At 49.6% G+C, this 21798-nt stretch carries 19 protein-coding genes; 9 read left to right on the top strand and 10 right to left on the bottom strand.

Annotated features, from left to right (window positions below):
• The first annotated feature begins 7 nt into the window (after positions 1 to 7).
• Positions 8 to 1789: a sensor domain-containing protein gene (locus tag Mcas_RS05440; protein WP_052566890.1), complete on the top strand. Its 1782-nt coding sequence runs from the start codon at positions 8 to 10 to the stop codon at positions 1787 to 1789.
• Positions 1790 to 1886: 97 nt separating this feature from the next.
• On the opposite strand, the gene Mcas_RS05435 is transcribed toward Mcas_RS05440, so the two are convergent.
• The 6 genes from Mcas_RS05435 to Mcas_RS05410 all read right to left on the bottom strand — a co-directional run bounded on the left by Mcas_RS05435 (position 1887) and on the right by Mcas_RS05410 (position 11566).
• Positions 1887 to 2501 (bottom strand): hypothetical protein, encoded by a 615-nt coding sequence (locus Mcas_RS05435; RefSeq protein WP_040334493.1) that lies wholly within the window; start codon positions 2499 to 2501, stop codon positions 1887 to 1889.
• 82 nt (positions 2502 to 2583) lie between these two features.
• Entirely contained in the window at positions 2584 to 3345 is a 762-nt protein-coding gene (gene thiD / locus Mcas_RS05430) for a bifunctional hydroxymethylpyrimidine kinase/phosphomethylpyrimidine kinase (RefSeq protein ID WP_040334492.1), read from the bottom strand.
• Between the two features lie 7 nt (positions 3346 to 3352).
• Entirely contained in the window at positions 3353 to 4726 is a 1374-nt protein-coding gene (locus Mcas_RS05425; RefSeq protein WP_040334491.1) for a coiled-coil domain-containing protein, read from the bottom strand.
• Positions 4723 to 6309: a VWA domain-containing protein gene (locus Mcas_RS05420; RefSeq protein WP_040334490.1), complete on the bottom strand. Its 1587-nt coding sequence runs from the start codon at positions 6307 to 6309 to the stop codon at positions 4723 to 4725. The genes Mcas_RS05425 and Mcas_RS05420 overlap by 4 nt, the downstream gene beginning before the upstream one ends.
• A 91-nt stretch (positions 6310 to 6400) precedes the next feature.
• The gene (gene secA / locus Mcas_RS05415) at positions 6401 to 9178 is read right to left on the bottom strand and encodes a preprotein translocase subunit SecA (protein ID WP_040334489.1); all 2778 of its coding nucleotides are present in this window, start codon (positions 9176 to 9178) and stop codon (positions 6401 to 6403) included.
• A gap of 156 nt (positions 9179 to 9334) precedes the next feature.
• Positions 9335 to 11566, bottom strand: coding sequence for a HAMP domain-containing methyl-accepting chemotaxis protein (locus tag Mcas_RS05410; RefSeq protein WP_040334488.1), 2232 nt, complete (start codon positions 11564 to 11566; stop codon positions 9335 to 9337).
• 228 nt (positions 11567 to 11794) lie between these two features.
• Here Mcas_RS05410 and pyrF point away from each other — a divergent pair, with 228 nt between their 5' ends.
• Complete coding sequence (gene pyrF, locus Mcas_RS05405) at positions 11795 to 12532, top strand: orotidine-5'-phosphate decarboxylase (RefSeq protein WP_040334487.1); 738 nt, start codon at positions 11795 to 11797, stop codon at positions 12530 to 12532.
• Between the two features lie 34 nt (positions 12533 to 12566).
• Here pyrF and Mcas_RS19430 read toward each other — a convergent pair whose 3' ends face one another.
• Complete coding sequence (locus Mcas_RS19430; RefSeq protein WP_492208016.1) at positions 12567 to 12677, bottom strand: hypothetical protein; 111 nt, start codon at positions 12675 to 12677, stop codon at positions 12567 to 12569.
• Positions 12678 to 12711: 34 nt separating this feature from the next.
• Here Mcas_RS19430 and Mcas_RS17435 point away from each other — a divergent pair, with 34 nt between their 5' ends.
• The gene (locus Mcas_RS17435) at positions 12712 to 12897 is read left to right on the top strand and encodes an ATP-binding protein (RefSeq protein WP_200873636.1); all 186 of its coding nucleotides are present in this window, start codon (positions 12712 to 12714) and stop codon (positions 12895 to 12897) included.
• Positions 12898 to 12903: 6 nt separating this feature from the next.
• Here Mcas_RS17435 and Mcas_RS05400 read toward each other — a convergent pair whose 3' ends face one another.
• On the bottom strand, positions 12904 to 13854 hold the full coding sequence (locus Mcas_RS05400) for a glycosyltransferase family 2 protein (protein ID WP_040334486.1): 951 nt from the start codon (positions 13852 to 13854) through the stop codon (positions 12904 to 12906).
• 128 nt (positions 13855 to 13982) lie between these two features.
• On the opposite strand from Mcas_RS05400, the gene Mcas_RS05395 reads away from it, so the two are divergent.
• Entirely contained in the window at positions 13983 to 14609 is a 627-nt protein-coding gene (locus tag Mcas_RS05395) for an ASCH domain-containing protein (RefSeq protein WP_040334485.1), read from the top strand.
• 123 nt (positions 14610 to 14732) lie between these two features.
• Positions 14733 to 16640 carry a hydrogenase iron-sulfur subunit gene (locus Mcas_RS05390; protein ID WP_040334484.1) on the top strand — a complete coding sequence of 636 codons (1908 nt, stop codon included), beginning with the start codon at positions 14733 to 14735 and terminating at the stop codon, positions 16638 to 16640.
• Between the two features lie 72 nt (positions 16641 to 16712).
• On the opposite strand, the gene Mcas_RS05385 is transcribed toward Mcas_RS05390, so the two are convergent.
• Together Mcas_RS05385 and Mcas_RS05380 are read right to left on the bottom strand one after the other, a co-directional pair.
• Positions 16713 to 17645: a UbiA prenyltransferase family protein gene (locus Mcas_RS05385; protein ID WP_040334483.1), complete on the bottom strand. Its 933-nt coding sequence runs from the start codon at positions 17643 to 17645 to the stop codon at positions 16713 to 16715.
• Positions 17642 to 18547: a class I SAM-dependent methyltransferase gene (locus tag Mcas_RS05380; RefSeq protein WP_162176263.1), complete on the bottom strand. Its 906-nt coding sequence runs from the start codon at positions 18545 to 18547 to the stop codon at positions 17642 to 17644. Before Mcas_RS05380 ends, Mcas_RS05385 begins: the two co-directional genes overlap by 4 nt.
• A gap of 132 nt (positions 18548 to 18679) precedes the next feature.
• Here Mcas_RS05380 and Mcas_RS05375 point away from each other — a divergent pair, with 132 nt between their 5' ends.
• Genes Mcas_RS05375 through Mcas_RS05360 form a run of 4 tightly spaced genes read left to right on the top strand, consistent with a single transcriptional unit; the run spans position 18680 to position 21603 of the window.
• Positions 18680 to 19996 carry a PP2C family protein-serine/threonine phosphatase gene (locus Mcas_RS05375; protein ID WP_040334481.1) on the top strand — a complete coding sequence of 439 codons (1317 nt, stop codon included), beginning with the start codon at positions 18680 to 18682 and terminating at the stop codon, positions 19994 to 19996.
• 10 nt (positions 19997 to 20006) lie between these two features.
• The gene (locus Mcas_RS05370; protein ID WP_040334480.1) at positions 20007 to 20474 is read left to right on the top strand and encodes an ATP-binding protein; all 468 of its coding nucleotides are present in this window, start codon (positions 20007 to 20009) and stop codon (positions 20472 to 20474) included.
• Between the two features lie 9 nt (positions 20475 to 20483).
• The gene (locus Mcas_RS05365) at positions 20484 to 20813 is read left to right on the top strand and encodes an STAS domain-containing protein (protein ID WP_040334479.1); all 330 of its coding nucleotides are present in this window, start codon (positions 20484 to 20486) and stop codon (positions 20811 to 20813) included.
• Entirely contained in the window at positions 20797 to 21603 is an 807-nt protein-coding gene (locus tag Mcas_RS05360) for an MlaE family ABC transporter permease (RefSeq protein WP_052566889.1), read from the top strand. The genes Mcas_RS05365 and Mcas_RS05360 overlap by 17 nt, the downstream gene beginning before the upstream one ends.
• The last annotated feature ends 195 nt before the right edge of the window (positions 21604 to 21798 follow it).

Below are 21798 nucleotides of genomic sequence, written 5' to 3'. Positions count from 1 at the left end.
GCCAGAGATGAGTGATGGCTTTTGCAAACAATATAAGGTGCTTAACGGTGCAGACATGCCTGGGGGGGTCTTGATGGCCTTGCAAGGGCAACTGTCTGAAGACAACAACTTACTGACGTCAGTGCTTGATACCGTTGGAGCGTTGGTACTTGTCGTAGACAGGGAGGGCTGCATAGTGTGCTTTAACCGTGCTTGTGAGAAGTTGTCGGGGTATGTATATGATGAATTAAAGGGTAAGGTTGTATGGGAGATACTGTGGAAAGCGGATGTTGCTGCAGAGATAAGAGGTCTTTTCAACAACAGTGGGTCTGTTTTATTGCATCGTAGTGGCAGCGTCCTGAAAACTGAGGATTATCTGGTTTCCAAAAATGGCGGCCAAAGGCTCATATCGTGGACCTACAATTTGATATCAAACGATGAGGGTCATGTTTCGCACCTTCTCGCCACGGGGATAGATGTTACGGAACAAAGACTGATAGAGCGACGCCTGGAGTATCTCACACACTTTGACGCCCTGACGGACTTACCCAACCGAACACTCTTCTACGATCGGTTGAGCTATACACTGGGGCAGGCACGGCGATATGATCGGAAGTTTGCACTTCTGTTTTTAGACCTCGATGGTTTTAAGTACGTAAACGATACACTTGGGCATGACATGGGGGATGTGCTTCTGAAAAAGGCGGCCAAGAAACTCCCGCTCTGCGTGCGCGACTCAGACACGGTTGCACACATCGGTGGAGATGAGTTTGTAATCATATTGTCTGTGTTAAACAAGACAAGCGATGCCGCCATTGTGGCAGAGAAAATACTTGACATATTCACCAAGCCCTTTCAGCTTGACAACCACGAGTGTGTGGTGGGGGTGAGCATTGGTATAAGCGTCTATCCCAATGACGGTGATGATATCGACACGTTACTGAAAAACTCGGATGTTGCAATGTATAAGGCAAAGGACACGGGACGCAACAACTACAAGTTCTACAACTCCGACATGAACATAAAGGCAATGCGCAGGCTGAAGCTGGAAAGCAGCCTCCGGAAGGCCCTCCAACTAAACGAGTTTACCCTGAATTTTCAACCCAAATTTGAGATATCTAATGATACGGTGGCAGGGATGGAGGCACTGATCAGGTGGAACACCCTACAGTATGGCTTTGTTTCGCCGATGGAGTTTATACCGGTGGCCGAAGAAACGGGACTTATCATACCCATTGGCGAGTGGGTGCTTCGACAGGCCTGCACTATCGGTAAGCAATGGCAGGGGATGATCTCAACACCCCTCATAATGGCCGTAAATCTCTCTGCACGGCAGTTTAAATCCCAATATCTGATTAAATCTATTGAGGCAATTTTGCGGGATACCGGTTATAATCCGGAGATGCTTGAGCTTGAGCTTACTGAGAGCGTAGTTATGGAGGATGCTACATCGGCCATAAAGGTCCTGCGCGATATCAAAAGCATGGGGATACACATCGCCATCGACGATTTTGGCATGGGTTACTCTTCGCTCAGTTACCTGAAACGTTTCCCGATAGACAGACTCAAGATCGACAAGTCTTTTGTCAGCGATATCACCACAGACCCCGATGATGCGGCCATTGCCACTGCCATCATTGCCATGGCACACAGCCTCAAGCTAAAGGTCACTGCCGAGGGGGTTGAGACAACCGAACAACTGGAATTCCTGCGGAGGCTTAATTGCGATGAAGCACAAGGGTATTTATTTAGCAAACCGTTGATACCCGATAAGTTTACCGAGTTTTTACAGAATCAGAAGACTATATGAGTTCTCGACAATTGTTAGGCAGTTGTCCGACTTATTCGGTAGGTCCGCGGAGTGCGCCGATGGGAGAGGTACGCCAGGAGACCCACCTGAGACAATTTCAGGCGGACTTGTCTTTCATGATTGACTTGACCTTTTCGTGGTAAGCCACAACGGCCTCTTTTGTCTTACCATCTATGTTGTTGTCATTTTCCAGCAGAGATATCACCTGTCGTCCCTCGGAATCTATTTCATTGATCAAATCGTGAGATATGTGCATTTTTTCAGCATTGTCCAGGAGCGTGTTGACGTTTCTTACAAAGCACTTGATAAGATAAACGTCCTTGTCCCTGAGAAACAACCGCCTGCTCATATCACCGGATAATATCACCTCCATGTCCTTGAGCAACCTCCCAAACGGACTTAATATCCGATAGGCAAAAAACATAACCAACAGCACTGCCGCAACCCCATAGCACAGAAACACAACAATAAAGGCAAGTAAACTGTGTTGCGTGATATTAATGGCCTCATTGTGAACAACAGGCCGATGCACCAGTATAGCCACTGTCATCACCACTAACACCGTTATCAGAATTATCAGCGCAACTATCAGATTGTGCTTTTCTGAAAGAGTTGCCCTGCTGCCGTTAGCACCCCCGCTGGCACCCCCCTTGGCACCCCCGCTGCTTATGCCCCCGTCCTGGTTTAGTCCACTGCTTTCATCTTTTTCCATGCCTTCATTATACCACTTGGATACAAAAAAATCAACTCTATGGATAAAAAACAAGAGGCTAATATTTTTTTCACGCCGGCATCTATGCAACACCCATCCCCCGGCCAGGGAAACAGGCCCCTTCGATGGCTACCGTGATGTAGGACTTAGCCTTGCCCACGGCGTCGCTCAGGTGCAGCCCCCTGGCAAGGTTTGCAGCAACAGCGGCAGAGAACATACAGCCCGTGCCATGCACCTTTCTATCAAACATGGGTGCTTCAAACTCGGTGAAATTATTGCCGTCATAGAGAACGTCCACTGCCGAACCAATGGTCATATGTCCACCCGTAACGATCACGGCGCACCCTGCAACATCGTAGATCAACCGTGCAGCCCTGTATGTGTCGTCGCGGCTGTGGATATTGATTCCGGCCAAAAACTGAGCCTCCGGTACATTGGGCGTAACCACCGCTGCCAGTGGCAATAGCCTGTCTCTGATAACCGCAATATTGTTATCTGCCACAAGCGCCATCCCCGACGATGACACCATCACGGGGTCTATGACTAGATTTGTCAGTGCGTGGGTCTTTATGTGATGGATCAGGCACTCTATCTGTTGGGTGTTGTAGAGGATGCCGGTTTTGATGGCATCGGGTCTGATGTCGCTCAATAGGACATCAAGCTGTCTGTCGAATGCCTCGATACTAACGCCCTGGACAAACTGCACCCCTTGTGTGTTCTGCGCCGTGATGGCCGAAACCACCGACAAGCCATAGACCCCCTCATTGTTAAACACCCTCAGATCGGCTGTCACCCCGGCCCCGCTGGTTGGGTCAAATCCGGCCACACTTAACGCTATCTTCACTCCCTTCCTATACCTGTTTCATGGCGTTAAACTGTTTTTGCAGTTCATCGAATGCCTTGTCTTTTCTTTCAAGTTCTTCTTCCAGCTCCTTTATCTTTGCATGAGAGGCGGCCTCGGCACCCAGGGATGGATTGGATTCACTGTAGAGTCTTTCAAATTCAACGTTTAGGTCATCCAGTTCTTTTTGCAGTTTTTTGTTTTGAGCTTCTTTTTCAGACAGTTCTGCCTCCAGTTCCTTTATTTTTGCATGAGAGGCGGCCTCGGCGCCCATGGAGGGATTGGATTCGCTGTAGAGCCTTTCAAATTCGACGTTTAAGTCATCCAGTTCTTTTTGCAGTTTTTTGATTTCAGCATCCTTTTCTGCCAGATTTGCCTCCAGTGCGCCCGTATCGGCTGATGCCACGGAGCCGTCGGCATTGCCGGTTTTTAATCTGTCATACACTCGCTTATACTCTATATCTAACTCACCAAACTCCTTTTGCAGTTTCTTGTAGCCGCTGTCTTTTCTTGCTATGTCTGCCTCAAGGTCCTGTATTTTCTTTGTCAGCAGTTCTATATTGCTTTCCAGAGATTTGATGACTTTTTGCATTTTATCCTTATCCTGATCGGAGCCTCCATAAACATTAGGTATTTTTTCGGAGTCCATATCGTCATCGTCTTGAGTACTGACCTCAATATGCTCGTAGTTAGCAATATGACGACCAAGTATTTTGGTTTCCTGTTTGATAATTTTTATGAGTTTATCTACATGCACATTTATGTTGACGATCTCCGAGGCGGCCTGTTGGGATGATTCATTGGGCAAGGCGTTGAGAGTCTCTATGAGCCTTTGGTTGAATTCCCTTAACTTGGCCAGTTCCTTTTCCAGCTCGGAGACCATCTCCTTATGGCTAAGGAGTTCTATGATAAACCTCTTCTTCGTAGCCGCAGATGATTGCATGACTCGCCCGCTGTCTCCCTGAGAACCGAATGATCCTTGTGGCACTCCATTGCGTACCTGCTCCAGCGTTTGTGTGATACTCTCCCTGACGATCCCGCTAAAGCGTGCATAGACATCATCCCAGAGCGCCTCGCCCCCGACTTTGCCAGTCTGCGCCGTTGCAAGGGCGGTGTGCAATATGTGCAATTTTGCGGCATTTATCTCCCTGGCGATTATCGTTTCACTGTCCGATTCAGCCTCCGCATTTTCCTCAAGGGTCTTGCTCTCCTCCTCCAGGGTCTCCAGCTCACGCTCCAGGTCAAAGATGAATCGTTTATTATCCTTACTCCTGCCCCCGGGCAGACGCCCCATGCTCTTGTAAAAAAAGAATATCGCCAAACCAAAAAATATTACCAGAAACTCTACCAAGAACATAAAAATTAAATTGTTTATCTCTATCATGCGTCCACTTGTCCCTCAAATGATTTGTTTGCCTTCCATAGCCCCTTTTTCTTCGCATAGACAACTATGCCTGCCAGAGCAACAATGTTTATTATTAAAAAAAACGTAATGGCTTTCGTAAAAGCCATATCCCCCTTTTTCGTCGTACGCATAAAAATAAACTTATCAAGGCGATTGTCATACGCTTGCAGTTTTGTTTTTGTTGCGGAAGGCTTTACTGTTGGCTGCCCGTGTTTACTTGCAACAATCATTAAGGCCCTCCTCCGCTCAAGCCCTTTGCCTGTGGCAGTTATCGTGACCCTGTAGTTGCCCTCTTTCATTGGTGTAAATGAATTTGAATACGATATCTTGCTGCCCTCACCCGCCATCTTTGCACTTAAGGGCAGAGTCAACTCTTTGCCATCAGGTTCGACAATCTCCGCCTTGACCTTAAAGCCATATTGCATCTCTTTCATGTCTAACGTTGCATTGTCTACCTTAAACCATGCCTCTATTGCCAGGGGTTTGCCTGTCTCCTGATACGGGTCTTCAGGGGCTACCAGTAATCTTAAAATTGTCTGTATATATGCCTTGTTTTCTCTTCCATAACCCAGCGACAGTGACCAGGTCCCATGTACTGGGTCTTTAATCTTAATTACATCGATGGTGTCAGACTCTGACCACTCAACGCCTTCCATCTTCTTTTCCTGGAGATATCTTACGCCATCAGGGTCCTCGAGGGAGAGCTTCGTGGTGGGTGAGTTCTTCTTTATGACAAAGGCGATGGTTTTGATGGATTCATCTATATTTATCTTATTCCTTTCTATGGGTATCATCATTGCCGAGGTCAGGGATTCAAATATTGATGCAAACTTTATATATATGCCCGGGGCCTTGGGGGCGTTATACAAAAACCCACCGGTGGGTTTACACAACACATCATCGGACTGCTCAGACTCTTGCTTGCCTCTGTCTCCGATGGCTATTGCAAATAACCTTATGCCACTACTATTGAGCGTCTCCGCAACACTACTCTTGCCAAGGGCCTCCTCAACACCAGAATGGACATTGTACAGGAGTATGATAGCACCACCTGTACCGCCACCATTTGCCGAGCCACCTCCGCTCTTCAACATCTTCACTGCACTGTCTATGGCATCCAGGGCATTAACCTTGCCGGTCTCTTCTTTGTCGGCTCCCTCTTTGTCGGCCTCCTGCCAGGATATATTATCAATGGCCTTAAACAGCGTATCTCTGCCACTACCATCACCAATGGCAGTCAGGTCACTCAACTGCTCTGCCTTGTCAACGTAGCGGATGACCCCCGCCCTGTCGTTTTTCCCAAGCAGGGCAACAAACATCCTCGCTGCATGAGCAAACAACCTCATGGGATCAACCTCTTTCATCCGCTCCGAACCTTCCACCACCATAACTACGTTCAAGCCCTTTGCGGTATCAGCCTTTGGTGCGTCGGCCTTCGCTGCATCAGTCTTTGGCACCTCCGATGCCTCAGCAGCATTCCCGCGGCTCTGGCCATAACTACAGATACTCCACAGCAACACTATACAGGTGCCACACAGACATATCCTAAACCAGGTATTCATCTCTCACGGTCTGCTCTCATTTGCTATACTATCTCTTATCGGCAGAACGGGTATTTTTCCTAGGGGCTTACTGATGAAATATACAATGGTGTCAGTCGTTTTTGCCACAACACTTTTTGTACTTTTTACCGCTGCCACATGTACATGGGTCGTTGCGTCCGATCTTTTTACCTTTTCGCACGGTTGTCTGCTGCGTAGATTCATCACCCTTGTTATAAAAGACCTGTTGTTTTTTGACAACACTGCTTCTTTTGACATCTTCCTCGGAATGCACCTGTATGTGAAACATCCTGTTAAGGTACTCGGTGGTTATCCTGAAGGTCATTTCGGCAAATACGTCAAAGGCCTCGCGCTTGTACTCCACCAGGGGGTCTTTCTGGCCATAGCCGCGCAATCCGATACCCTCCTTGAGGTGGTCCATTGCCAGCAGGTGGTCTTTCCACTGGGAATCTACGATCTGCAGGAGGGTTACCCGTTCCAGGTAACGCATCACCTCCGGAGTGACCTTGTTTTCTTTTACCTCGTAGTGTTCTACTACAACATGCGCCAGATGTTGACTTAGGGCGTTGAGGTTTTTGACCTCTTCGATGCTCTTTTTCGTATATTCCTGCGGTAGGTCAAATACACTGTAGACGGAATCATAGAGGCTGGTCATATCCCACTGTTCGGGGTATGTGTCTTCAGGGCATACCCGCTCTACGATATCCTGAACTACCTCCTTTATCATTTCAATCGTCCTGTCTCTGAGGGATTGAACGGGGGGGAGGTCAGTCTTTGGGGAGTATGCCCCCTCCTCTTGCGCCATCTCAATCGCACGGTCTGCAAGGGGCTGGGAGGCCAGGATGTCACGCCGGAAGGAGTATATCTCCGTGCGTTGCTTGTTCATTACGTCGTCGTATTCGAGCAGGTGCTTTCTGATATCGAAGTTGTGTGCCTCGACCTTTTTCTGGGCATTTTCTATGGCACGTGAGACCATCTTGTTCTCTATGGGGACATCCTCATCCATGCCGAGTTTGTCCATCAGGCCGGATATCCTGTCGGAGCCAAATATCCGCATGAGGTCGTCCTGTAGCGAAAGATAAAAGCGTGACCGTCCGGGGTCACCCTGTCTGCCGGAGCGTCCTCTCAACTGATTGTCTATGCGTCTGGCCTCGTGTCTTTCGGTGCCGAGGATGTAGAGTCCACCGGCCTCAAGCACCTTCTCCTTATCCTTGTTGCATATCTCAATGGCCTGTGCCAGGGTGTCATTCCAATCTTGCTGGGTATAGTCCTTCTTTGCCTTGAGCATTGCCTGTGCAAGCCCCTTTGGATTGCCGCCGAGGACGATGTCGGTGCCTCTGCCGGCCATGTTGGTGGCAATGGTGACGGCGCCGCTTCTGCCGGCCTGGGCGACGATTTCGGCCTCCTGTTCGTGGTACTTGGCATTGAGGACGTTGTGTGCGATCTTGGCCTGTTTAAGCTCCCGCGATAGCATTTCGGACTTCTCTATGGAGATGGTACCCACCAGGACGGGCTGACCGCGTTTGTAGCAATCCTCTATGTCGCGTATCACGGCGCTGTATTTTGCTTGCTCAGACTTGTATATGGAATCAGCGAAATCCTCCCTGAGCATGGGCTTATTCGTCGGGATGACCAGGACATCAAGGTTGTATATCTTTTGGAACTCTTCGGCTTCCGTGTCTGCCGTTCCGGTCATGCCGGCGAGTTTGTTGTACATCCTGAAGTAGTTCTGGAAGGTTATGGTTGCCAGGGTTTGGTTTTCGTTTTCTATTTTGACGCCCTCTTTTGCCTCTATTGCCTGGTGCAGGCCATCAGACCAGCGTCTGCCGGGCATCAGTCGTCCTGTGAACTCGTCAACGATTACTACTTCGTCATCATCGGTGACCACGTAGTCGGTGTCGCGGCGGTAGAGGTTGTGCGCCTTAAGCCCCTGCAGCACGTGGTGAACCAGCTCTATGTGTATGGGGTCAAAGAGGTTGGTTACGCCCAGGAGTTTTTCGGCGTGCAGGCTGCCCTCTTCGGTCATGATTATGTTTTTGGCCTTTTCATCTATGGTAAAGTCAACGTTGACAGTCATCCTGGGGATGAGTCTGTTGATCTTGTAGTATTTGTCGGTGGACTCCTCCGATGGCCCCGATATTATGAGGGGTGTCCTTGCCTCGTCAATAAGGATGCTGTCAACCTCATCCACGATGGCGTAGTTGAGTTCCCGCTGGGAGTAGTCGGACAGTTCGTACTTCATGTTATCTCTGAGGTAATCAAAGCCGTACTCGTTGTTTGTGCCGTAGGTGATGTCGGAGCGATATGCCTCCTGGCGTGAGCAGGGGCTGAGGAAGTTGTTGCTGTCGTCGTAGTCGGACTTAAAGTGCGGGTCAAACAGGAACGAATTGTCGTGCTGGATGACACCTACAGACAAACCCAGGAAGTGATATATCGGGCCCATCCACTGGGTATCCCTGCGAGCAAGGTAGTCGTTGACCGTGACCACATGCACCCCCCTGCCGTCAAGTGCGTTGAGGTATACGGGCAGGGTTGCAACGAGCGTCTTTCCCTCTCCGGTTTTCATTTCGGCAATCTTGCCCTCGTGCAGGACGATGCCGCCAATTAACTGCACGTCAAAGTGTCTCAGGCCAATGGTCCGTACGGATGCCTCGCGTACAACGGCAAAAGCCTCCGGAAGGATATCATCAAGCCCCTGGCCGTCCTCTATGCGCCCTTTGAACTCTAGGGTCTTGGCCTTAAGCCGTTCATCCGTAAGCTCCTTCATGGTAGGCTCAAACTCGTTTATCCTGCCTACCAGGGGCGTTATTCGCTTTATTTCACGCTCGTTCTTTGTCCCGAATATCTTCTTTAATACAAAACCTATCACTGTATTTAACCTCGTTTAGTTATATAATAAATTATCGTCTGTGTCAACAACTTTTTTTGCAGACCCTCCTTGTCGGCATATTAAGCGGGTGGTGGGTGTGGCCTCGCCCTTAGCCGCCCCACCCCGTTAGCCTACTTGCCTTTGCTTGCCACTCTTTCAATAGTGCTCAAACTCACTGTCTTTCTGTACATCTTTGGCTTCATCGCTTAGGTGCAGATTAGTTCCGGAGAATTTTGCCCTGTTGTCCGGTTTAATTTGGTGTTGGTACTTTTTTGGCTCGCTGTCTCTGTCATTGCCAATCATTCTGGGTTGGGGCATTCTTGCTCTTTGCCTTCTTGCGGGGATTGGTTCGGGTTTTTTGGATAGTTTATCGTCAGAGGGTATCTTGAAAAAGCCGATGGTGTTTTGCATCTGCTCTGCCTGTGCCGATAGTTCCTCAGAGGTGGTTGACATCTCCTCTGCGGCGGCGGCATTTTGCTGGATCACCTGGTCTAGCTGCTGGATGGCCTTGTTGATCTGGTCGGCACCGGAGTTCTGTTCGGCACTGGAGGAGCTTATCTCCTGTACCAGCTCGGCGGTCTTTTGGATATCAGGGACGAGCGCCTTGAGCATTTCGCCTGATTTCTCCGATACGTCAACACTCGATGATACGAGATTGTTTATCTCGGCCGCTGCCGTCTGACTCCTGCCGGCCAGCTCACGCACCTCCGAGGCCACCACGGCAAACCCCTTGCCATGCTCCCCGGCACGAGCCGCCTCTATGGCCGCATTGAGCGCCAACAGGTTTGTCTGTCTGGCGATCTCCTCAATAATCGTTATCTTCTCTGCTATGTCCTTCATAGCCTTGACGGTTTTGGTCACTGCCTCACCGCTGTCCTTGGCGCTCTGTGAGGACTTGACGGCGATCTTCTCCGTGTGAAAGGCGTTATTTGCGTTACTCTTGATGTTTGCCGACATCTGCTGCATAGAGGCCGATATTTCCTCCACCGATGAGGCCTGCTCACTGGCCCCCTGGGACAGCTCCTGGGATGCCGTACTCAACTGCATACTGCCATCCGTTACCTCATCTGCGGCCAACTGTATCTTGGACACCACCTCCGTAAGCCTCTCCACCATCTGTGCCAACGACTGCATGAGGCTGTCCTTTTCCGAACGCTCCTTTACCTTCAACTGGAGGTTGCCGCGGGACAGCTCTTCAGCAATTGACGTTACAAGCGATTCGGCATCTATCAGCGAGTTCAGATTGTCCTTGATATCATTGAACTCGCCCTTGTATTCAGCGGTTATCTTTTCGGGAATGTCTCCGGTGCTTATGCGGTCTATATACTTTGCGGCAACGCTTAACGGGCCGATGACGGCATCCAACGTCCTGTTGATCCCGACAACTATCTCCCTGTAAGCGCCCTTGAATTTGTCCCCGTTGCCTCTTACACCGAGTCTGCCATCAACCGCTGCCTCGGTGAGTGCGGCTGTTTCGGAAATCAATCCGTTGAGGGTTTCCACGACCTTGGCCATGCTCATGGCGAGGATATCCTTGTCGGACTTGGGTCTTACGACTATCGATATGTCCCCGGCGCTTATCTTTTCGGATGCAACGGCGGCCTCCCTGATGTTGTCCACAACACCCTGAAACGACCGGGCAAGCATACCGATCTCATCCGTTGTGTCAATATCAATGCTTATGTTTACATCGCCAAGGGCCAGGGTATCCGCCGCACGGGCTATTTTCTTGACGGGTACGGAGATTATACGCGCTATGAAAAAACCAAACAGTATTGCTAATACCATACCGATGGCAGTGAATGTAATTATCGTGTTACTGACGGAATGTGCCAGGATGGTGTTACTGTCAGAGATGGCCTTTGCCTCTTTTTCATTATGTTCGACAAGCTTTGTGATAATCGGGTACACTGTTCTCTCTGCCTTGGCGCCATCACCACCTACCAGCTCTTTCAGTTGAACCATGTTACGCTCGGTACCCAGTGCAATCTCCTTATCAAGCACGGGGATATAGGCGTTGAAGGCGTCCGTAAATTCCTTGAATGAGACGCGATCCTCATCGTCACGTAACGTTTTCTTGTACAACTCTGAGTTTTTAAGTATGTTCTCTTTAAGCTGCTTGCAGACGTCAAGATATTTCTGCTGGTCGGATTCCTTGTTCGTCTCTACCGCCTCTCTGATGTTGACGCGGAGTCGCTGAAAATCAATACCAATAAGTCCCGTATAAAAAACAGCGAGGGTCGCCTTTTCATAGAGCATCGTATCGGCATCATCCAACTTATGCAGGTTCACAATACCCAAATAGCCTACGGCAGCCGTGATCAGCGAAACTACGACAAAACTCAGGACCAGTTTTGCTCCTATCTTCTGGTTATAGAACCACCTCATAACACTCGTATCCTCCTTCAATTAAAAATATAAAAACAAGCATAACATAACATGGAGGTTTTTCTCAATCACCAGCCGGCCAAAGCGACAATTGTCATTAGAAGATGTGAGTACAGATTTTTATAGCCTAATTTAGATTGTCTTTAAAAAAACACTTGACATAACAAATTAGTTATGGCAGAATGTAGCAGATGATATAAAATAAGTTTTATATAGGGAATCTGCTCAATGAGAAAAACAGATGTAAGAAATAGCCTATGCCTCGCATTGGATGTCGATAGCCTGAGTGAAGCCATGGATGTGGTTAAACTGCTGAAGGATTATGTTGGTATTTTCAAGATAGGCTCTCAGCTTTTTACCAAAGAGGGACCCAGGGCCGTAGATGCGATAAATGGACTTGGCGGAAGGGTTTTTATTGACCTGAAGTTTCACGACATCCCTAACACGGTTGCTCAGTCCGCTCGTATGGCAACACGGATTGGTGCATATATGTTTAATGTCCATGCCTGTGGTGGTTCTGCCATGATGCGTGCGGCAGTGGATGCCGTAGGTGAAGAGTCGGACAAGAGTGGGCTTCCAAGGCCGATCATGCTTGCCGTGACGGTATTGACGAGCATAAACGATGAAGTCCTCCGTAGTGAGCTGAGTGTAGATTCCGATGTCAGGGGACATGTTATCCACCTGGCCAGACTTGCGCAAAGGGCTGGGGTTTCCGGGGTTGTTGCATCCCCCCGGGAGATATTGCTGCTCAGGGAGGCCTGTGGAGGTGATTTTGTAATCCTGACCCCCGGTATAAGACCATCATGGTCAACGGGCAAGGACGATCAAAAGCGTATAACGACACCCGGTGAGGCAATGAGACTTGGAGCCGATTACATCGTTGTCGGACGCCCAATACTAAAAGCAAACAACCCTGTCGATGCAGTTGAGAAAATCCTGGCCGATATGGTATCGCTCAGTGAGTGAGTGAGTGGGGGGCTACCCCATTGATAGTCACCATCTATTTCACAAACCCTAAGAACTTATACAGTAAATCAAGCGCCCTGGAGTTAGTCAAGATAATAACAAAGATGAGGATGAGAAAGTATTTTAAAAGATCCCAGGAGAGAATTTAAGGATAGATTGCGTATAGTTTTTTTGACATCATGTATGCAATAGCTATAGACTACGATTATTGCACGGGGTGTGCCAAGTGTGCGGTGATATGCCCCAAGGCCGTCTACGAGATGGTCGATGACCGCCCTGAGCTGGCTGATGCGGGCAACTGCCATGGGTGCTTAAGCTGTGTGGAGATTTGTCCGACAGGGTGCATCAAGGTCGAAGTGTGGTGACGCCTGCTAACTGTCGTCCTTTATTATTCGCTTGATCGAATAAATGGGCTTGCGCTCGCTTTCGTAATAGTTCCTGACCTGGATTTCACCAAGCAGACCAAGCCCCAGAAATTGTAACCCCACAAGGATCAAAAACGCCCCCAGCAAAAAGATCGGAATAATGTCAACACTGACCGGTGCCATAAACCTCTTCACGGTGGAGTATATGAGTATCGCCCCCCCAAGCAGACCACTAAACAATCCCGGAGGTCCAAAGAACTGCATGGGCTTTGTTGAAAAGCTCTGGAAAAACTTCACCACCAGTAGATCAAGCACCAGGCGCAGGGTCTTTGAGTGTGCGTACTTTGATTTGCCCCTCTGACGACGCTGATGCCACGTTTCGATTTCGGTCACCTTTATGCCGTACTTGCTGGCCAGCGCCGGTATGAACCGCTGCATTTCGCCATAAAGCTTGAGGTTTTTGATGACCTCACGCTTGTACGCCCGCAGCGCACAACCATGGTCATGGAGCCTGACCGATGTGACGATGTTTATCAACCAGTTTGTGATCATAGAGGGGATGCGTCTGCTCAACAGCGGGTCCTGACGGTGCTTTCGCCATCCGCAGACCATGTCGCAGTCCTTGATGTGGTGTAGCAGCTTGAGTATGTCCTGTGCATCATACTGCATATCGCCGTCGATGGTAACGATTATATCGCCGCGGGAGAAATCAAACCCGGCAGCCAACGCAGCCGTCTGACCAAAATTCCTGCGCAGACACAACACCACCACGTGCGGGTCTGTGGCCTGAATCCCCTCAAGCAATGATAGCGTGTCGTCGCAACTGCCATCGTCTATATATAGGATTTCGTACTCGTCAATCTCCCGGCAAGCCCCAAGCACACCCGCAAGGGCCTCGTGGAAGGCAACGACGTTGTCCTCCTCGTTATAGAACGGTACGAGTATTGTAACATCCACCGATATATACGTCCTTTCCGTTTGTCTCTGTAATCATGAAAAATTATAAAACAACCGGAGGAAAAAATACAAAACAAAAATAATGTTTGATTATTCTTTAAAAATATGTTAGTATTATGTTAGTTGGAATGATTTGGTTCGAAAAACGATTTTATGATGGTGTAAGGGAAGGTAGGATAACGCTGACCTTCCGGTTTTGGGACACCCTGAGGGTGCTTCGTGGCAAGATATATCGGTCACATAACCTTGGGTTATTGCGCATCATCGATGTGGATTTTAAGAGATTTCAGGGCATCACCCTGGATGAGGTGAGGCGTTGCGGCTACGACTCGATGGATGAGTTCAGGGAGGATATCGTAAATTATTCCGAAACGGACGTCGATATCGAACGTGACCGAGTGGTGAGGATTGAGTTTGAGTACATCGGGGAGGACATAGAAAACTACAAAAAAGCAATGGGTAACGTAAAAGACTCCGAAATATTCAATATCAAGGAGCAACTGCTGATGCTGGAACAGAAAAACGACACCCCGTGGATAAAACGTACCCTGCAGGTATTAAAGGACCAGGGTTGTCTGTTGTCCAAGGACCTGGAACCGGTCGTGGACATGCCTTCGGACAGAATAAAAAACTTCATGCGCAAGCTCAAGGCACTGCACCTCATATCAAGCAATACGAGAAGAGGTTATTCGATAACCCCGCTTGGTTCAAAGCTCCTGAGACACCTCTCCAGCAAAGATGAAGAACTCCTGTAAGAAATACGTAACGCTACTGTTTCCCCCCTGACACGTGTACCGTAAAACCACACCAGCTCAACCACCGCAGACATATGATGTATATCATTGTAAGGAATAAACAAAGGAAGATACAATAAAAGCATGGAAAACGAAACAAAATTGGCAGAAGCCACAACATTGCAAAAGACATTCCACAAGTTGTCAACTGTTTTCAGTCGGATATTCTCCTCACACCTTAATCCGCTGTATCACCTGGGTGCGATAGCGATATACCTGTTTTTGGTTGACTCCGTGTCCGGGATATATCTGTACATATTTTACAAGATAGACCCCCGATACGTCTACGCCTCAGTAGAGGCCATCTCAGACAGTTTTCTGGGTAATATCATGAGGGGTTTGCACAGGTATACGTCAGCGGGGTTGATATTTGTAACGCTGCTGCATACGATTCACGTACTGGTGACCGACAGGTTTAGGATGTTCCGGTGGATAGCGTGGATCACTGGAGTGTTGGCCCTTGCCACCTTCTTAGTGATCGGGATATCGGGTTATATACTTGTCTGGGATGTCAAGGCACAGCTTATCGGGATACTGACGGGGAAGTTTCTGAGTTACCTGCCCGTCTTTGGGCACTCGATCATGAGCACTTTTCTGGGCAGCGATATAAAGCTCCTGGGCGGGATGTTCAGGATGGTCATGTACTTTCACGTTGCAATGACGTTGGGGATAGTGTTTATCCTGTGGCTGCACGTGTTGAGAAATGCCAGACCCCGAATTGTACCTCCCAAGTTCTTGTGGGTGGCGCTGTCTGTGATTCTGGTAGTGACAAGCATTGTGCTCAAGGCCAAGAGTGATGAGGGGGCAAACCTCAGCAACATATCGTTTGTGATATCGATGGACTGGGCATACTTTTTTGTCTATCCCCTGATGAAGGTCATGCCTCTTTCGTGGATGTGGCTGACGGTGAGCGTTGTATCACTGATACTGATATTGTTTCCGTGGCTGATAAAAGGCAAAAAAATACACCCTGTGGTGATAGACCACGAAAAATGTACGGGATGTGAGCGTTGTTACATAGACTGTCCGTATGAGGCAGTGATAATGCAGCGGTTCGATGCGGGTAAGAAGAAGGCAGTGGTCAACGAAAACAAGTGTGCCGGCTGTGGGATATGTATCGGTTCGTGCAGCTTTAAGGCGATCACGTTGCCTGCGTTTCCGTGGCAGAGGGTGTTGGATGATATCAGAGAGAAGTCGCCTGATGTTGTGGTGTTCAGGTGCAGGCTCTCAGCGGAGGTACCCGACAGAGACAAGCAATTTACCTGCACGGTGCCCTGCATAGGGTCTGTGCATACGCGGTTTCCCAAGGAGATATTGGGCAGTGGCGTCAAGGGTGTATGTCTGGTGGGTTGCGAAACGGATGATTGTCACTACCGGGAGGGCAGCAAGTGGACTACGGCCCGGTACGAAGGCTCAAGAAAGCCATCGCTCGATAAACAAACAGACCCCTCACGCATACGCATACTGCAAGCCACCTCTACTTCGGGGATTGTCCGGGAGTTAGACTCGTTTATCAATGACCTAAACGACGGCAAGAAATCTGACACGGTGACGGTCAGGGGCAATCGGAAATTGAACTACGCCATTGCATCGCTCTTGCTGCTTATTCCCACTCTCTTGTTGTATCCGCTGACCAGTGACAGGATGGCGTTCTATCCCGAGGACAAAAGTGCCGTGATCCTGACGTTTAAGTACAGGTCAACATCGTCTGTGGCAAGTGAGAGGTCGCCGATCAAGGTCACGATACGGGTAAATCAGAAAGAAGTATTTTCACAGATATATAACCCCCGAGGTATAAGGCGAGATTCTTCTATTTTTGTCTATGACGAAATACTGTTAAATCCAGAGCACGCTGAGATTTTGCTGAAGATGGAGGAGACACTGTTTCCAGAGAAAAACAGTGAGTTAAGCCTAACCAAGGACCTCAAGCCCAAAGACAGCATAATCATTACCTATGACGATGCAACCAAGAACTTCGTGTTTCTAAAGTAGACAAGAAATCAAAACGCTGCGGGGGGTAACGGGAACATCGTTGATAGGATGAACCGCCCCCCCTTAGCAGGGCTACCAGCTAAATCCGATGTTTCTTGTAAATATCGTGTGCAGGATTGGGATATCCAGGAAGAACAGGGCCATGACAAACACCGCCAGCAATGCAACAAAGACCATAAACCCCACCTGGGTAAATAGCTGTTGTGGTCGCTGGGCGGGAGAGTTGTGCTGCAGGCCGATCTTCAGATACCACGTAAACAGCGCGGCAAACAACGGAAAGCTCATTATGAATTCGATGCGATACTTTATGAGAAATATGCCGAGAAACAGCGACGACGTAATGGCATAAAAGAAGCTCGACAGCAATAGCCTGTCTGCCGTGTAGTGGGCAAATGAGCGCCTGTACAGCCCGGCTCGTTCGTGGTCATTGATGAACCTGTACTCGGAGAACCGCTTTACGGCCATCAGAAATGCCCCGCCAAACCAATAACACAGCAGTGCGCTTGCCGGTGGCAGATATGTCTCAATGACAATCCCCCACCCCAGCACCAGACGGATGGGGTTGTTGATCGACTCGGTCAGGACGTCAACATAGATGTAGTCCTTGGACCTTATCGGCGGGACGTTGTAGATGACCCCCATCACAAGCAAGAATGCAGCCGTAGCCGTAAACAACCTCCCAACGTACATTGCAAGGGCCAACCCCACGCATACCAACAATATGTACTGGAGCACCACAAACCTCAACGTGACCAGTCCGGCGGCAGCGGGTCTGTTCTTTTTGGTGGGATGATGTCTGTCAAATTCGGCGTCTATGTACTCGTTGATGACGTAGTTGGCCGAGGCAACCAAGGACGCACTGATAAAGCCGATGACGGCATTTTTCAGTGAATCTTGCGGGATGTTGGTTTCCATCAGAGTTGCGATGGCAAGGCCGGGCAGCATGAAGACGTTCTTGAACCAGTGGTCCGGCCTGGCGATCTGGATGTATGGACGGAGATTCATGCCCCAGCGACCGTAGGGAGCGGACTGCTCTTTTTCTGAAACACTACAAGCATGGAATCAAAGAGGTTAAAGCCAATTGTCAGACGGTTTAGGGCCGCAGGAGGATTGAATCTCATGTATGAGGGCAGATACACGTTCAGACGCGACATCAGGTATGCGGCACTGAGATACCAGGCAGGTCTGCTAAAGGCGACAGGTTGGAGTCCTGCCCTTTCCAGGGCCAGAGATATCGTCTTGCGATTAAAGTACCCAACGTGCGCCACCCTGTAATGCCACCACCGATTGCCCGTCAACCGCGCCGCCAGCGATTGCACATCAGGGGTCACCAGCACACCCACAGACTCCGCCGACATCACCCCGGCAACGTGCAACAGTACCTCTACGGGATTTGAGACATGCTCTATGACGTCTATCAGTGTGACGACGTCGTATGGCGGGCTAAGAGAACGCTCAGGCAGTACGCCGCATGCCACGCTTAACCCCTTTGCAACAGCCCTTTCGCACAACCAGGCTGAAGGCTCAATGCCAACGGCCTCAAACCCGTGTGCCAGTGCCCGCTGCATGAGATACCCCGTGCCGGCTCCAACATCGAGGAACTTCCCTGTTTTCTTGTACCGGATGATCGTCCTGAGGAGCTTGTCGGCCTGATGCAGGCGGTGTTGGCCGCTGCTGTCGTATTCCTCGTCCTTGAGACCCTGGTAGTATTGCAGGACATCGGACAGTTGTGCGCACTGAAGGAAGCCGCAGTTCCAACAGCGATATATGGCGGCCGTTGTCCCGTAGTTGGGGTCAGTGATGGCAAAGTTCACATCCGACAGCGGGCGCCGTATCGTCGAAGGACGTACCAACTCCAGACCTCTTCCGGCGCATACCCAGCAAACGTTGCCCTCTGTTATTGCCACTGGTATATTATTCCAACTCTCATACTTGTTTAAAATATCATGTGTGTTGATTGAAACGCAAGGGTAAAGTAAAGAAACGGAGTAAATATTTACCACTAAAGAGTGTCTGCAATATGATATAATAATTGCGAAATGGCATCCGATACCAAAGAAATCCTTGTAAGTGAGACATATCTCAGGATGTTGGAGCGAAGGGTTGACGATCTTCAGACGCTCATAGAGGTTTCGACGATCATATCCTCCACGCTTGACTTTAACAAGCTGATTTCGCTGGTCATGGATAAGGCGAAAAACGTGATGAATGCCGAGGCATGTTCCATCCTGCTCTACAACAAGCAGATAAACAAGCTGGAGTTTGCATATGCGATAAGCAAGGAAACGGCCACGGCAAATATTTTATCGACCCCCTTCACACTTGATATGGGTCAGGGGGTGGCAGGGTGGGTTGCTCAGACCCTGCAGACGGTAATCATCGAGGACGTGGCAAGGGATGAGAGGTTTTTTGATGAGAGCGACAGGTTTTCAGGCTTTACCACAAAGAGCCTCATTGCGGTTGCGCTTGTGGGCAGAGGTGGGCTGATTGGAGTTGCCGAAATCCTCAACCCCAGGGACAAGCCCTGCTTCTGCCGGTATGACGAGGAGCTGTTTAGCACGCTGTGTCGGCAGATAACCATTGCCATAGAAAATGCCATGTTTTACCAAGAATCCCTCGAAATGGAGAAAGTCAGACAGGAGCTTGAGATAGCGTCAGTGTTGCAGAAGAGTTTTCTGCCGGACAGCTCGGTGTTCAGGCGTGGGGCTGTCGAGGTCCGTGCTGTCAACATCCCTGCCGAGCAGGTCGGAGGTGACATCTATGACTTCATAGAGCCTGTGGAGGGGAAAGTTGGCATCTTTGTTGGCGATGTTTCGGGCAAGGGGGTGTCGGCTGCCATGTACATGGCAAAGATTATAAGCGACTTCAGGTACAAGGCCCGCCTTGAAGAATCCCCCAACGTTGTCCTGGGTAATCTCAACGCCGCATTACTCAAAGGCCCGCTTGGGATGTTTGTCACGGCCGTGTATCTGATCGTAGACGTATCCACGGGCACCGTCAACATCTCAAACGGAGGCCATCCCCCATTTTTACTAGCCAGGGACAACAAGATAACCGTGATAGACTTCCCCGGCGGTCCACCGCTGGGCATCATAGCGGCAGAGTATCCCTTGACCTCCATGACCCTCAACAGGGGCGACAGACTGCTGCTGATAACCGACGGCGTCTTTGACACAAAAAACCGTCTGGGGCAGCGTCTTGGCTTTGACGCCATGGTAGCAGCACTCAACCGGACAGACAACGCCCCTTACGCACAGGGCCTCGTTGACTATGTCATAGATTATGTCAACAAATTTGCAGAGGGCACCAGAACCAGAGTCGATGACCTGACACTGGTTGAATTAAGGTATTGTTAGAGGTGCAATAATGAAGGAACATCCGGCAACAGACACTTTGATGAAAGAACGGGTATTGTTAAGGATTCCGTCACACCCCAGGTACCTCTGCGTTGTGCGTGCGGTGGCGGTACTAACGGCGGAGTTGTGCGGCCTGCACAACCAGGACGTCGAGGACATCCGGCATGCCGTCGATGAGGCCTGTTCAAACGTCATAAGACACGCCTACAAGGGGGATACGCAGCGACAGATCGTTATAGGCTTCCGGTGTCTCAGTGGCTCAGACGACGACTCCGAAGGGGATTGCTTTGAGGTCATCATCGAGGATGACGGAGCCAAGACCCGCCCCGAAGACCTCACACAGAGGAGCCTCGATGAGGTCAGGGCAGGCGGCCTTGGCCTGCATATCATCAACAAGGCATTTGGCTCCGTTACGTACGACGAAAACAAACAGGAAGGAAACCGCTTAATACTTGTCAGAACCATAAGGAGAAACTAAGGAGAAACGATGAAAATTGAATTAACAGACCATAAGGGCATCATAGTGGTAAGCCCCTCGGGGGAGATCGACATGTACTCATCCCCTGAGCTAAGAAAACAGTTGCTGTCACTTATCAAGAAGAAGAGCACGCCGATAATCGTGGCCTTGCGCAACGTCACCTATATAGACAGCTCAGGGATAGCGACCTTCGTTGAGGCCCTCAAGAAAATGATGCCCTATAAGGGCAAACTCAAGATAACTGATATCCCTGAGTCGATCATGCGGATATTTAATTTTTCCAAACTCGACAAGGTCTTTGAGATGTATGACAGCATAGACGATGCCATTAAGAGTTGAAAACCTCTTTGGTCTCATAGGTCGCAAGACCCTGTCTGTACTCGATAACCTGCACGAGGTCGCCTGTCTGATCAATGACGTTTTCTATTGGACGCTGATATCGCCCCTGAGAGGGAAACACATACGGTTCAGGGCAGTGATAACCGAGCTTGTCAGAACCGGCTACAACGCCATCCCGATAGTGGTGGTGATAGCGTTTTTTGTGGGTGTGATCCTTGCGCTTCAATCGGCATATCAGTTGAGGAGGTTTGGCGCCCTGATCTATGTTGCAGACCTCGTGGGCGTTTCCATCACACGAGAGCTGGGGCCAATCATAACGGCCATCATAGTGGCAGGCAGGAGCGGGTCTGCCTTTGCCGCCGAAATCGGTTCGATGAAGGCCGCCGAAGAGGTCGATGCCCTCAACACAATGGGTATAAACCCCGTGCGATTCCTTGTTGTACCAAAGCTCATTGCCCTGATGCTAATGCAGCCGGCCCTTACTGCCTTCTTTGACCTGATTGGCATGATCGGGGGCTTCCTGCTCGCCATCACCATCCTGGAGATATATCCCTACAGCTACTACGTCGAAACAATCAACGCCCTTTCCATCAAAGACCTGTTAACGGGTCTTGTCAAGGCATGGGCCTTTGGGGTCGTCATCACACTGGTGGGGGCCTACCACGGCTTTAAGGTAAAGGCCGGGGCCGAAGAAGTCGGTATGCGCACAACAGCTTCCGTGGTTTCGGCCATCTTCCTGGTAATATTCTTTGACTTTTTCTTTACAACCCTGTTTTACTATTTCTTATAGGGTAATAGTTCAGGTATGCAATAGAAAGATTGCACTGGAACAAGATATTATGGGGTCAAGGGGGCTTCTTCGTGCCCGGGGTGGCTCACCCCTCCCCTTGCAGGGGGGATCTGTGGAGCCGCCCCCTTCTTTGTCTTTTCTTCTTTAATGGAGAGCAGACCTCTTTAAGGATGCAAAAAAATAGTTGCTATAAAA

Source organism: Candidatus Magnetobacterium casense (assembly GCF_000714715.1).
GTDB classification, from domain to species: Bacteria; Nitrospirota; Thermodesulfovibrionia; order Thermodesulfovibrionales; family Magnetobacteriaceae; genus Magnetobacterium; species Magnetobacterium casense.
This window is presented reverse-complemented; position numbering and strand designations above follow the sequence as displayed.